Origin of the sequence: Bacillus sp. 3a, assembly GCF_017161885.1 — a bacterium.
Classification (GTDB): Bacteria; Bacillota; Bacilli; order Bacillales; family Bacillaceae; genus Bacillus; species Bacillus safensis.
The window spans coordinates 2171990-2184637 of record NZ_CP067376.1; the positions used below are offsets into that span (position 1 = coordinate 2171990).

A 12648-nucleotide genomic window follows, 5' to 3' on the forward strand; every position below is an offset into this window, starting at 1 on the left:
TTTCAATGTTTCAATTATGTTACAATGAAAAATAGAGCAAAAAAAATGCTGTTTCTGTAAAAAAAGGAGGCCGTTTTGTTATGATCACAAAGCATTTATCAGATATTGACATTGCCCAAAAGGCTAAGCTGAGACCGATTCAAGACATCGCAGCAAAGCTGCAAATACATGACGAAGAATTAGAATGCTATGGTTTCACAAAAGCGAAAATTTCTTTGACTATTTTTGACCGTTTAAAGAAACAAAAAGAAGGACACGTGATTCTTGTCACTTCGATTAACCCTACGCCAGCAGGTGAGGGGAAATCCACCGTAACTGTCGGCCTTGGTCAAGCCTTCGAAAAAATTGGCAAAAAAGCGATCATTGCGATGCGTGAGCCATCATTAGGTCCTACAATGGGGATTAAAGGCGGAGCAGCGGGCGGAGGATATTCACAGGTGCTGCCAATGGAAGAAATCAATCTTCATTTTACAGGAGATTTTCATGCCATTACATCTGCACATAACGCCTTATCTGCATTTATTGATAACCATATCCATCACGGAAATGAACTCGGCATCGACACGCGGCGCATTGTGTGGAAGCGGGTGCTTGATTTAAACGATCGTGCATTAAGACAGGTCGTTGTCGGACTTGGCGGTCAGTTAAATGGGTATCCTAGAGAAGACGGATTTGATATTACAGTGGCTTCCGAAATGATGGCGGTCCTCTGTTTAGCAGAAGACTTAAACGACTTAAAAAAACGTCTTTCTTCTATTGTTGTTGCCTATAATCAAGAAGGCGAGCCAGTCACAGTGGGAGCACTTGGATATGAAGGTGTTCTGACGCTACTTTTAAAAGACGCACTCAAACCGAACCTTGTTCAAACGATTGAAGGAACCCCAGCCCTTGTCCATGGCGGTCCTTTTGCTAATATTGCACATGGATGCAATAGTTTAATTGCAACCAAAATGGCAGCAAAATTAGCTGATTATGTCGTAACAGAAGCTGGATTTGGTGCAGACCTTGGAGCAGAAAAGTTCCTGCACATTAAAACAAGAGCTGGTGATTTCAAACCTAGTGCAGTTGTCATTGTCGCAACAGTGAGAGCATTAAAGATGCATGGCGGAATGAAGAAAACCGAACTCAAAGAAGAGAATGCACACGCCGTATTAGAAGGTATACATAATTTAGAAAAGCATATTGAAACCGTGCAAGCTTTTGGTCTTCCATATATTGTGGCGGTAAACCGGTTTATAACGGATACAAAAGAAGAGATTCAAGCGATAGAAGATTGGTGCGGCAAACATGGCCATCCAGTCAAAGCCGTGAATGTATGGGAAGAAGGAGGCGAAGGCGGGACAGCTCTTGCCGAGGAACTAGCAGCACTCATTGAAAAGAAAAAGAACAACTTTACCTATTTGTATGAAGAGAACGATTCCATCGAAGAAAAGTTATCTAAAGTGGCCAAAGTGGTTTACGGGGCAGATGGGGTCACGCTCACAACTAAAGCAAGAAAGCAGCTGGCTGCCATTGAGGAAAACGGCTGGGCTCATTTGCCGGTTTGTATGGCAAAAACACAATATTCTCTTTCAGATGATCCAGCTTTAATCGGCAGACCTAAAGGCTTTACCATTACGATTCGAGAGTTAAAGCCATCTGTAGGAGCAGGGTTTATTGTAGCCTTAACCGGAAGCATTTTGACAATGCCTGGCTTACCTAAAAAACCTGCGGCTCTCGAAATGGATTTATTAGAAGACGGCAGTGTGACAGGACTCTTTTAAACGGGAGCATAAAAAGCGATTTTCTAAAAGAAGCATGTTACGATAGGAAAAAGTGAATCCTAGGAGGCTATGAGATGTCAATTTATGATATTCAGGTCAAGACCATTAACGGTCAGGAAAAATCGATGGCAGATTACAAAGGAAAAGTGCTCATTATTGTAAACACAGCAAGCAAATGTGGACTGACTCCTCAATTTAAACAATTACAAGAGCTATATGATCAATATCATGAAAAGGGCCTTGAAATTTTAGGATTTCCATGTAACCAATTTATGAACCAAGAGCCAGAAGGAGAAGAAGCCATTCAAGAGTTCTGTTCTTTGAATTATGGAGTGACTTTTCCTATGTTTGCGAAAGTAGATGTCAATGGCGAAGAGGCGCACCCGCTGTTCAAACATTTAACAAGTGAAGCGAAAGGTGTGCTTGGGACAAAAACAGTGAAATGGAATTTCACCAAATTTATCGTGGACCAAAACGGAGAAGTCACTGAACGGTTCTCTCCGAAAACACCACCAAAAGAATTAGAAAGCTCAATCATCGCTCTGCTTAACAAATAAGATGGTGACAGTCATGCAGCGAAAACAATTGGAGGCAGCAGCCTCCTTTGTTTCAGACAGGCTGAAGAATGAACCGACTGGACACGATGCGGCTCATGTTGCTCGTGTGCGCCAGCTTGCCGTTCGTATTGCAAATCAGGAAGGCGGCTCTCTTTTTATCATCGAGATGGCAGCGATTGTACATGATGTCATTGATGAAAAGCTGTCAAGTGAATGGAAGGTCACTGAAAAGCAGCTTGAGCATCAGCTCCTTTTGTGGGAATTGGACACGCGGGATATCCGCTATATCATGGACATTATTACAACGATGTCTTTTCGTCATCGGCATAAGCAGTTTAGGCCAATGACGTTAGAAGGGGCCATTGTTCAAGATGCGGATAGGCTGGATGCGATAGGAGCAAGCGGTATCGCTAGAGTGTTTACGTATGCTGGCGCAACAGGTGAGCCCCATTATACAAAGGACACTCAGCAAGGATCTGTGCTAAAGCATATGGAAGAAAAACTGCTCAAATTAAAAGACTTGATGAACACTCATGCAGGAAAGCAGCTTGCTGATGAGCGGCATGAATTGATGAGTTTATTTATCAAGAAGTGGAAAGAAGAATGCGGCCTTACAGATGAGTAGGGTCTTTATGTGTGTAAGGAGGATATATCAATGAAAATAACAGCAATAGAACCAACGCCAAGTCCGAATACCATGAAGGTGATTTTGACAGAAGCACTTGCCGGCGGTAAAAGCAACAACTACAAAAAGGATCAAAAAGACGAAGCACCAGAAATGATCAAGCGTATTTTAAGCATTGAAGGTGTAAAAGGGGTTTATCATGTTGCAGATTTCTTAGCAGTTGAGCGAAATGCAAAGTTTGACTGGCAGGGTATTTTACAACAGGTCAGAGAAGCCTTTGGACAAGAAACAGAAGGTCTTCAGGAAGGATCTCAGTCAGGTGATGACACATTTGGGGAAGTGAAAGTGTTTGTCCAAATGTTTAATGGGATTCCAATGCAGGTCAAACTGTCAGACGGTGAAAGAGAAGAACGGTTTGGCATGCCTGAACGTTTTCAAGCAGCCATTTTAAAGCTTAGAAGCAGCTCAGACAATGTCGTGTTTGAACGTGTGTGGAAAGAACACGGCGTTCGTTTTGGAGAATTTGCTGATATCGGTCAGGAAGTCACAGAGGAGCTGCAAGCAGCCTATGATGACGAGCGTTTAGCCCGATTAACAGAGGCGGTTATAGAAGGTCAGGAAGCTGTAGATAGACAGGTGAACCGAAAGGCATATGATGTAACAGAAGAGATGCTGCAAGAGGAAGATTGGAAAAAACGTTTTGCCCATTTAGAGCAAATGCAGCCAGAGCTAAAGGACATACCTGTTTTAATGAAAGCAATGGAGGATCCAAAAACGTCTATTCGCAGACAAGCGGTTGTGAATGCTGGCATGATTGAAGATCCTGCCATTCTGCCTATTTTATATAAGGGGCTCAAAGACAAAACAGTGACGGTCCGCAGAACGGCTGGCGACTGTATTTCTGACCTTGGTGACCCAAGTGCTATCGAAGCCATGATCGCAGCATTAAAGGACCCGAGTAAGCTCGTCCGCTGGCGTGCAGCTATGTTTCTTTATGAAGAAGGGGATGAAACGGCACTTGAAGCATTAAAAGAAGCAGAGCAAGACCCTGAGTTTGAAGTCAGTCTTCAAGTGAAAATGGCGATTGAGCGCATTGAGCATGGAGAAGAAGCAAAAGGCTCAGTATGGAAGCAAATGACAGAAAGTAGAAAGAATGCATCAGAATGATGAGAAAAATGAACAAGCTGCCAATGAAAAGCAGCTTGTTTTTCTAAAAAGGATAGACAGAAAAATTTTTTTAGAAAAATTATTTTGAATATTGTTGAAATATGCGAAAAAACTCTATATAGTAGTACCAATATAGAATATTGGAGGTCAGATTTTATGACACGAACCTTGCTGAGCGCTTGCTTCAGCAGCCATGTTAGTCATCAGTCATTCAGAGGTGGCTAAATAAACAGAAAATTTGTAAAATAAAATCAACTCAAAATCATGCAGTCAACAAGACTTGTAGTATAGGAGGCTTTTTAAACAGATGGCAGAACTACGCAGTAATATGATTAAACAAGGAATCGACAGAGCACCTCACCGAAGCTTACTAAGAGCGGCGGGGGTAAAGGATGAGGATTTCGGCAAGCCATTTATTGCCGTATGTAATTCCTATATTGATATTGTCCCAGGGCATGTCCATCTTCAGGAATTCGGGAAGATTGTGAAGGAAGCCATTCGTGAAGCTGGCGGGGTTCCATTTGAATTCAATACGATTGGCGTCGATGATGGAATTGCCATGGGTCATATCGGGATGAGATATTCATTGCCAAGCCGTGAAATCATTGCGGACTCTGTGGAAACCGTTGTATCTGCTCATTGGTTTGATGGAATGGTTTGTATTCCTAACTGCGATAAAATCACACCAGGAATGATGATGGCAGCGATGCGCGTGAATATCCCGACTGTCTTTGTGAGCGGGGGACCGATGGAAGCGGGTAGAACAAGTGATGGCAGAAAAATTTCTCTTTCTTCTGTATTTGAAGGCGTTGGTGCATACCAGTCAGGTAAAATCAATGAAGAGGAATTAAATGAATTAGAGCAGTTTGGCTGTCCAACCTGCGGATCTTGTTCAGGAATGTTTACAGCTAACTCAATGAACTGTTTAGCGGAAGCACTCGGGATCGCTCTTCCTGGAAATGGAACGATTTTGGCGACATCACCAGAACGAAGAGAATTTGCGAAGAAGTCTGCAAAACAACTCATGGAGCTTATCAAAAAAGATATTAAACCACGGGATATTGTCACTGAAAAAGCAATTGATAATGCATTTGCATTAGATATGGCACTTGGTGGTTCAACCAATACTGTTCTTCACACATTGGCGATTGCGAATGAAGCAGGTGTTGAATATTCACTTGAACGTATCAATGAAGTAGCAGAACGTGTGCCTCATTTATCAAAACTTGCTCCAGCTTCAGACGTTTATATTGAGGATTTACATGAAGCAGGCGGCGTTACAGCAGCACTAAATGAATTGTCTAAAAAAGAAGGAGCTCTTCATTTAGATACAATGACTGTCACTGCGAAAACGCTTGGCGAGAACATTGCGGGGCATGAGGTAAAAGATTATAACGTCATTTATCCAATTGACAAGCCATTTACTGAAAAAGGCGGCTTAGCCGTTTTATTTGGAAACCTTGCGCCAGATGGAGCCATCATTAAAACGGGCGGGGTACAAGACGGGATCACACGCCACGAGGGACCTGCCATCGTATTTGAATCCCAAGAAGAAGCCCTTGAAGGTATCATTAATAGAAAAGTAGAAGCAGGACATGTTGTCATCATTCGCTACGAAGGACCTAAAGGCGGACCTGGCATGCCTGAAATGCTTGCACCTACTTCACAAATTGTCGGCATGGGACTTGGACCAAAGGTTGCTTTAATTACAGACGGACGTTTTTCCGGCGCTTCTCGCGGATTGTCTATTGGACACGTCTCTCCAGAGGCAGCTGAGGGCGGCCCGCTTGCCTTTGTTGAAAATGGTGACCATGTCGTTGTCGATATCGAACAGCGCATTTTAAGCGTAGATGTTCCAGAGGAAGAATGGGAAAGAAGAAAAGCAAACTGGAAAGGCTTTGAGCCAAAAGTAAAAACGGGTTATCTTGCTAGATATTCAAAACTTGTGACATCAGCCAATACAGGCGGCATCATGAAAATTTAATCTGATATCGAACATTTGAAAATTGGCTCTCTCTATAGTATCCTTTATTCACAACATAAGGATTATAGAGGGGGCTTTTTTATGTCAATGGCATATGAAGAATATATGCGCCAGCTCGTTGAACCGATGCGTCAAGAGCTGACAAGTGCAGGATTTCAAGAACTAACAACGGAAGAAGAAGTAGAACAAACGATGCAAGAAGCAGAAGGAACGACATTTGTCGTTGTCAATTCTGTATGCGGGTGCGCTGCCGGCTTAGCACGCCCAGCTGCTACACAAGCTGTGATGAAGGCAGAAAAAACACCAGATCGAATTGTCACAGTTTTTGCTGGTCAGGACAGGGAAGCAACGGCAAAAATGAGAGAATACTTCACAGGAGAAGAGCCATCGTCTCCATCTATGGCACTTTTAAAAGGAAATGAACTCGTTCATTTTATTCCCCGTGACGAAATTGAAGGTCATGAAATGGAAGACATCATGAACAACGTCTTATCTGCATTCGAAAAACATTGCTAATACACATGTTGAAATGTCCTGTAAACAAATCAGGGCATTTTTTCTTGATCATGATGGAGGAACCGCATGCTTATCACAACAAGCTTTAGAGCAAATGAACAAACAATTGAAATAGCAAAAGCCCTTGCAGAGGATTTACATGGTGAGTATGTTGAAAGGCGCAAACAATCCGTCAAGCAGCTTGCGATGAAACGAGGAGACGTCCTTGTTGTGGGGAAGGAAAGATTCGAATGGTATCAGCCAAATGGTGAAAAGTTCTTCTTCCATCCAAGCTCAGCAATGTTCAGGGTGAAGCGGCTCATGCGCGGAGAAAAGGATCCTTTAATCGAAGCCACGCAGCTTCGGCCAGGCGATTCCTTTTTAGATTGTACGCTTGGCCTAGGATCAGATGCCATTACAGCCAGCTTGCGAGTAGGTCCGAATGGAAGGGTCATTGGTATCGAAAAGAATCCCATGACAGCATTGTTAGTCCGAGAAGGATTAAACACATGGGAGACAGGGGTAAGAGAGGCAGATGAAGCGATGAAACGGATATCTGTTGTAAGTGGAGACAGTATCGAGCAGCTAAAAAAGCTCTCTGATGAATCAATTGATGTCGTCTATTTTGACCCGATGTTTGAGGAGGCGATTCAAGAATCTGCAAGTATCGCTCCGCTCCGTCATGCGGCAGAGCATTACTTTGACCACGAAACAGCCGTCCAAGAAGCGCTGAGAGTGGCGAGAAAAAGAGTGGTTTTAAAAGATCATTGGAAAAGCACCCGATTTCTAGCAGACTCCTATCAATTTCACGTTTTAAAACGAAAAACAGCCCAATTTCATTATGGATATATTGAGAAAGAAAAAAGCCCTCGCTAAAGGTTCAGCTGTGCAGACAATTCTTTTTAATTCCTTGTCAAGCATCTAAAAAAGCCCTTATTCAGGGCTTTTAATCTGTAATCTCCATATAGACAAAATAAAATAATGTCAGCAAGGAAGCCGTAATAAAAAAACCTTCAAGCATACCCATTCCTCCCAAATTTTAGTCGCCTTTACTGCCATTGTAAACGTTTTATTATAAAAAAGAAAGTCTCAAATCGGTGACCAAATTGAATGACTGAAAATTCATTATATGCTAGAATAGCAGTATGATAACTTATGGAAGGAATTAGATATCATGAAGATGTGGATGAGAAAAACGCTTGTTGTGCTCTTTACGATTGCAACTTTTGGTTTAGTCTCTCCTCCGTCGGCTTTGATGACAGACAAGCCCTCTGAACTTTCTTCATCTGATAAAACGCCTTATACAGCTGTTTATGATACATCAGATGAATTGCGCAGCTGGGAACGAACGCAAGAGGAAAGCAAAGAGCAGATAGACCCCTTTGAGCAATATAAGCAAGAGGTGCTGTCAAGTGCAGAAAATCAATCCTTTCTCAAATTTGGCCGTAAAATCACACCTGTCATTGAGGACGAGTACAGAGAAGAAATTCAGCCGAAGATTGAACAAGTGTTAACCGACTATTTATCAAATTTCAAAGATGACGAAAAATTTCAAGATGTTGTGATAACTGATCAGCCTTCAAGCGGAAATGGCGAAAAAATCTTCCACATTTACAACCGCAAGACCGGAGAAGATTTGCTCCGTTTTCATGTCAGAAGAGATCAGCCGCCTCACAGCGGATATTGGTTTAACTTTCATTACCATACAGCAGAAGATGGATTCCAGACGCATCATGAACTCGGTAATATTTACTGGGATAAAAACACCCCGCCGAGCTGGATGAGCCACTAGAAGGAGATGTCATGCCAATTGAAAAAATATACAATGAACGAAATGGTGCAGATTACAAAACAAATGTTAAACGATCGCGGAGTGAAAATTGAAGATATCGCACACATTGTGCTGAAGCTCCAAGAAAAATATCATCCAAACCTTCCACTTAGTGTCTGTATTGAAAATGTTGAAAAAGTGCTGAATAAAAGAGAAATTGTCCATGCAGTTTTAACAGGACTTGCCCTTGATCAGCTTGCAGAAAAAAAGCTTTTGCCAGAACCTTTACAGCACTTAGTTGAAACAGATGAGCCGCTATATGGAATTGATGAGATTATTCCGCTTTCCATTGTCAATGTATATGGATCAATCGGTTTGACCAACTTCGGTTATTTAGATAAAGAGAAATTTGGTATTATTCGTGAATTAGATGAAGGCCGTCCAGGTGAAGTGCATACTTTCCTTGATGACCTAGTCGCTGCACTTGCCGCAGCAGCTGCAAGCCGCATTGCTCACTCACACCAAGATATTAAGGATGAAGAGCAGGAACGAGTGAATCAAGCATAAAAAGAAAAACATGTCTGCTCATCATGCAGGCGTGTTTTTTTGGTTTCAAGAAATGCTGAAATAAGGTAAACTACAACAAGAACATAAATAAAGGATGAAAAAAATGAAACAATACAAAGAGTTATGCCGTCATGTATTACAGCACGGGGATGAAAAAGGTGACAGAACGGGTACAGGTACAATCAGCACGTTCGGTTATCAGATGAGATTTGATTTACAGGAAGGGTTTCCTCTTTTAACCACAAAGAAATTACACCTGAAATCAATCATTCATGAGTTGCTTTGGTTTTTAAAAGGTGATACAAATGTCAAATATCTTCAAGAAAATGGTGTCCGGATTTGGAACGAATGGGCAGATGAAAATGGAGAGCTGGGCCGTGTGTACGGTGCACAGTGGAGATCATGGGCGAGCGGAGACGGCGAGACAGTGGATCAGATCGCAAAGCTGATTCATGATATTGAGCACAACCCGAATTCAAGACGACTGATCGTCAGTGCTTGGAACCCGGGGGAAATTGATCAAATGGCGCTGCCTCCTTGTCATTGTCTGTTTCAATTTTACGTATCAAACGGGAAGCTTTCCTGCCAGCTATATCAAAGATCGGCAGATATCTTTTTAGGCGTGCCATTTAATATCGCTTCATATGCTCTACTAACGATGATGATTGCCAAAGTCACAAATCTTGAGCCAGGAGAGTTTATTCATACACTCGGAGATGCTCATATTTACCAAAATCATCTTCCACAGGTGAAAATGCAGCTAGAGCGCGAGGAACGCACGCTTCCTACGCTTCGTATTACGAGAGATGTAAAAAGCATTTTTGATTTTACCTTTGATGATTTTGTGCTTGAGAACTATGATCCGCATCCGCATATTAAAGGAGAAGTCAGTGTATGATTTCCATGATTGTGGCGACAGGTAAAGATAGAGTCATTGGTCAAGATAATCAAATGCCTTGGCATTTACCAGTAGATTTAGCGTATTTTAAAAAAATCACAGGCGGTCATACGATTGTCATGGGCAGAAAAACCTTTGAATCGATTGGACGAGCGCTGCCTAACCGCCGAAACATTGTGCTGACCACAAGTTCTTCTTTTAAAGCAGAAGGATGCGAGGTTGTTCATTCAATTGCTGACATTTTGGCAATTGCGGAAAGCGAGACAGAGCTATTTATCATTGGCGGGTCTAAGCTGTATGAAGAAATGATGCCATATGCGGATCGTCTCTATATCACGCATATTCACCATGCGTTTGAAGGAGACCGGTATTTCCCGTATTACAATGAAGATGAATGGACGATTGTATCACGCGAAAAAGGCCATTGTGACGAAAAGAACCCCTACAATTATGAATTTGTCGTCTATGACAAAAAAGGATAAGTGAGTAGGAGGAGTACGGTTGTTTCGTTATTGGTTTTTAACGATTTATGTTGTTGTATCCTTTTTAAAAAGTATGAGGCATTTGTACGATCATGAATTAACAGATCCACGCATTTCCTATACGAAACGAATGCATCTCATTCATGAGCATGCAAAAAGGTTTGCCCGGGGGTGTATTGATCAATCAGGATCAGTCATGACCATTCATCAGCAAAAGAAGCTGCCAGATGGCCCGGTTATTTATGTCACAAAAGAGCTGAATCCAGTTACGACGACATTATTGATTGGCCACCTTGAGAAGCCATTTGCTTTTATGGCAAAGCGGAAGCTCTTTCGATATCCGATTTTAAAACAATGGCTCAAAAAAATGGCGGTTATTCATCAGAATCAAACGGATGAGGTCTTATTAGAAGAAGCAAAGGAAAGAGTCATGTCTGGGCAGAGTATCTTGCTTTCAGAAGCATATCGTCACATTGCAGAAGCGCTTGCTGAAGAATACGATTGTCCGCTTGTACCGATTGAAACTAGCGGAACGGATCGTCTTTTAACTGGGAAGATCGTGAAAAGACTGCGTCCTGTTAATGTGGATATTCATATTAAAGCTCCTGTCATGATCAGTGATTACGCACAAAAGCGTGCATAAAAAAAACCAGCATCCGAATAGTGGATGCTGGTTTTTTTCATGCAGCAGGAACGTTCACACAATAGAATAAAATACAGAAGAACATCGAGGCGCTGCCGCCGAGAACAAAGCTGTGCCAAATCGCATGATGATAGGGGATTTTCCGCCAAATATAAAAGATGGTTCCGACTGAATATAAAATGCCGCCTAACAGTAAGAGGCCAAATCCTGCACCTGTTAATTGGATATAAAGCGGTTTGATGGCAATGATGATCATCCAGCCCATTAATAAATAGACAAGGGTAGATACGATAATAAAGCGTTTGACGAAAAAGATTTTAAAGACAATCCCACCAGCAGCAAGCGCCCATACAATCGCAAGGAGTGTATAACCCAGTGCACCTTTTAGTGGTCCAAGTAAAAAGGGTGTATATGTACCAGCAATCAATACATAAATAGCCGAGTGGTCGAGAATTTCAAAAATATCTTTTGTTTTTTTGTGCCGAATGCTATGAAGCAGGGTTGAGCTTAAATAGAGCAGCAGCATGGATACACCAAATATCGAAAAGCTGATAATGTCTGTGACGGTGCCGTATTGAACAGCGAATAAGACGAGAAACACAATAGCTGGGATGGCTAAAATAACACCAATGCCATGTGTAATGGCGTTTGCAATTTCTTCTTTTACAGTAAACAATGGATGTCCTCCTTTTATTGAACCGGTATATAACCATCAAGCGACTTCAGGAATGAAAGACCTTCAAGTGTAATCTTCGTTCCGGCCCTGCCTTTTCCTTTCGTCACGTATGCTTTTTTCTCAAGATCATCTAAGCGGTTTCGCACCTGCTGAGGGGTCAGCGGGATGTCTCCTTGTTTGCTTAATTCAGACAAGATACGCCTGCTGGCTGCTTCTCCTTTTTCATTGAGAGATTTAATGGCTTCCAGCAAGAAAACAAACTCTTGTTTTTCCATTAGTGTGAGCTGGTGTTCTTCCTTTTTACCTTTCACGGCTGAGGGAAGGGGTGCTAACACAAAGGGCGGTAAATGATGTAAAAATACCGTGTGGCCCTCGAGTATGGACGCAGCGTAATGAACAATATTTTTGAGTTCTTGGACATTTCCTTCAAATGGATACTGCTGCAAGGCTTCCCAAACACTTGGATCAATATCAGGCGCCATGTTCAGCTTTTGAAAGAAAGCATTTGTTAACACAGGAATATCTGTTTTTCGTTCGGCTAAAGCTGGAAGGGCCAAATGAAGAACATTCAGACGATAAAACAGCTCGGGTAAAAAGGTAGAAGAAACCCTGAGTGCCTCTATTGATAAAGACGAAGAAGCGATTACTTTTGTTGCAGGTGACGTTTCTAGAAAGTGAATGACCTGGTGCTGCATAGAAATACTTAATGCACCGATTTCATCTAAATAAAGAATTTGATTGTTTTTTTCTGTGAAGGCTTTCTGTAAGGTTTCTTCATTCAAGATGGGGCAATACATGTGTGTCAGTGATGCGTGTGGAACAGATACGTTCGCCATTTCTTGGGCGAATAGCGTTTTGCCTGTGCCGATGTCTCCTGTTATCAAGACCGGCTGTTCGTTTTTCGAAAATTGTTTTGCCAGATGAATTGCATGCTTGATATCTTGATGATCTCCATAGATAGATGCGAATGATTGAGTGGCCATTGGGTGATTCCTTTCTTTGTGGTTCTAATTGGTTCAA

General features: G+C 42.0%; 14 protein-coding genes. 12 read left to right on the top strand and 2 right to left on the bottom strand.

From position 1 onward, the window contains the following. Positions 1–80: 80 nt before the first annotated feature. From JJ692_RS11115 to JJ692_RS11170, 12 genes are all read left to right on the top strand, one after another. The gene (locus tag JJ692_RS11115; protein WP_206533748.1) at positions 81–1763 is read left to right on the top strand and encodes a formate--tetrahydrofolate ligase; all 1683 of its coding nucleotides are present in this window, start codon (positions 81–83) and stop codon (positions 1761–1763) included. 74 nt (positions 1764–1837) lie between these two features. Then, positions 1838–2320, top strand: a complete 483-nt coding sequence (locus JJ692_RS11120; protein WP_025093096.1) for a glutathione peroxidase — start codon at positions 1838–1840, stop codon at positions 2318–2320. Between the two features lie 13 nt (positions 2321–2333). Next, positions 2334–2945: an HD domain-containing protein gene (locus JJ692_RS11125; RefSeq protein ID WP_241257938.1), complete on the top strand. Its 612-nt coding sequence runs from the start codon at positions 2334–2336 to the stop codon at positions 2943–2945. Positions 2946–2975: 30 nt separating this feature from the next. Further along, a complete protein-coding gene (locus JJ692_RS11130; RefSeq protein WP_206533750.1) occupies positions 2976–4112 on the top strand; it encodes a conserved virulence factor C family protein in 1137 nt (378 codons plus the stop codon). A 307-nt stretch (positions 4113–4419) separates the two neighbouring features. After that, positions 4420–6096: a dihydroxy-acid dehydratase gene (gene ilvD / locus JJ692_RS11135; protein ID WP_024422739.1), complete on the top strand. Its 1677-nt coding sequence runs from the start codon at positions 4420–4422 to the stop codon at positions 6094–6096. A gap of 81 nt (positions 6097–6177) precedes the next feature. Next, positions 6178–6612, top strand: a complete 435-nt coding sequence (locus JJ692_RS11140) for a BrxA/BrxB family bacilliredoxin (protein WP_206533751.1) — start codon at positions 6178–6180, stop codon at positions 6610–6612. A gap of 66 nt (positions 6613–6678) precedes the next feature. After that, positions 6679–7467 (top strand): class I SAM-dependent methyltransferase, encoded by a 789-nt coding sequence (locus JJ692_RS11145; protein WP_073205998.1) that lies wholly within the window; start codon positions 6679–6681, stop codon positions 7465–7467. A 298-nt stretch (positions 7468–7765) separates the two neighbouring features. Beyond that, positions 7766–8383, top strand: a complete 618-nt coding sequence (locus tag JJ692_RS11150) for a YpjP family protein (protein ID WP_073205996.1) — start codon at positions 7766–7768, stop codon at positions 8381–8383. A gap of 18 nt (positions 8384–8401) precedes the next feature. Next, the gene (locus JJ692_RS11155; RefSeq protein WP_024428140.1) at positions 8402–8929 is read left to right on the top strand and encodes a phosphatidylglycerophosphatase A family protein; all 528 of its coding nucleotides are present in this window, start codon (positions 8402–8404) and stop codon (positions 8927–8929) included. A 103-nt stretch (positions 8930–9032) separates the two neighbouring features. Then, positions 9033–9827 (top strand): thymidylate synthase, encoded by a 795-nt coding sequence (locus tag JJ692_RS11160; RefSeq protein ID WP_024422734.1) that lies wholly within the window; start codon positions 9033–9035, stop codon positions 9825–9827. After that, the gene (locus tag JJ692_RS11165) at positions 9824–10309 is read left to right on the top strand and encodes a dihydrofolate reductase (RefSeq protein ID WP_206533752.1); all 486 of its coding nucleotides are present in this window, start codon (positions 9824–9826) and stop codon (positions 10307–10309) included. The genes JJ692_RS11160 and JJ692_RS11165 overlap by 4 nt, the downstream gene beginning before the upstream one ends. A 19-nt stretch (positions 10310–10328) precedes the next feature. Further along, positions 10329–10952, top strand: a complete 624-nt coding sequence (locus JJ692_RS11170) for a lysophospholipid acyltransferase family protein (protein WP_206533753.1) — start codon at positions 10329–10331, stop codon at positions 10950–10952. Positions 10953–10989: 37 nt separating this feature from the next. Here the strand turns inward: JJ692_RS11170 and trhA are convergent, their stop codons facing one another. Both trhA and JJ692_RS11180 read right to left on the bottom strand, forming a co-directional pair. Beyond that, complete coding sequence (gene trhA, locus JJ692_RS11175; RefSeq protein ID WP_206533754.1) at positions 10990–11628, bottom strand: PAQR family membrane homeostasis protein TrhA; 639 nt, start codon at positions 11626–11628, stop codon at positions 10990–10992. Positions 11629–11642: 14 nt separating this feature from the next. Next, entirely contained in the window at positions 11643–12611 is a 969-nt protein-coding gene (locus JJ692_RS11180) for an AAA-type ATPase lid domain-containing protein (protein ID WP_206533755.1), read from the bottom strand. Positions 12612–12648 lie beyond the last annotated feature (37 nt).

Bases quoted from the DNA above. Each gene is read 5' to 3' on its own strand.
- JJ692_RS11115 (WP_206533748.1), top strand. From the start codon at position 81: ATGATCACAAAGCATTTATCAGATATTGACATTGCCCAAAAGGCTAAG.
- JJ692_RS11120 (WP_025093096.1), top strand. From the start codon at position 1,838: ATGTCAATTTATGATATTCAGGTCAAGACCATTAACGGTCAGGAAAAA.
- JJ692_RS11125 (WP_241257938.1), top strand. From the start codon at position 2,334: ATGCAGCGAAAACAATTGGAGGCAGCAGCCTCCTTTGTTTCAGACAGG.
- JJ692_RS11130 (WP_206533750.1), top strand. From the start codon at position 2,976: ATGAAAATAACAGCAATAGAACCAACGCCAAGTCCGAATACCATGAAG.
- ilvD (WP_024422739.1), top strand. From the start codon at position 4,420: ATGGCAGAACTACGCAGTAATATGATTAAACAAGGAATCGACAGAGCA.
- JJ692_RS11140 (WP_206533751.1), top strand. From the start codon at position 6,178: ATGTCAATGGCATATGAAGAATATATGCGCCAGCTCGTTGAACCGATG.
- JJ692_RS11145 (WP_073205998.1), top strand. From the start codon at position 6,679: ATGCTTATCACAACAAGCTTTAGAGCAAATGAACAAACAATTGAAATA.
- JJ692_RS11150 (WP_073205996.1), top strand. From the start codon at position 7,766: ATGAAGATGTGGATGAGAAAAACGCTTGTTGTGCTCTTTACGATTGCA.
- JJ692_RS11160 (WP_024422734.1), top strand. From the start codon at position 9,033: ATGAAACAATACAAAGAGTTATGCCGTCATGTATTACAGCACGGGGAT.
- JJ692_RS11165 (WP_206533752.1), top strand. From the start codon at position 9,824: ATGATTTCCATGATTGTGGCGACAGGTAAAGATAGAGTCATTGGTCAA.
- JJ692_RS11180 (WP_206533755.1), bottom strand. From the start codon at position 12,611: ATGGCCACTCAATCATTCGCATCTATCTATGGAGATCATCAAGATATC.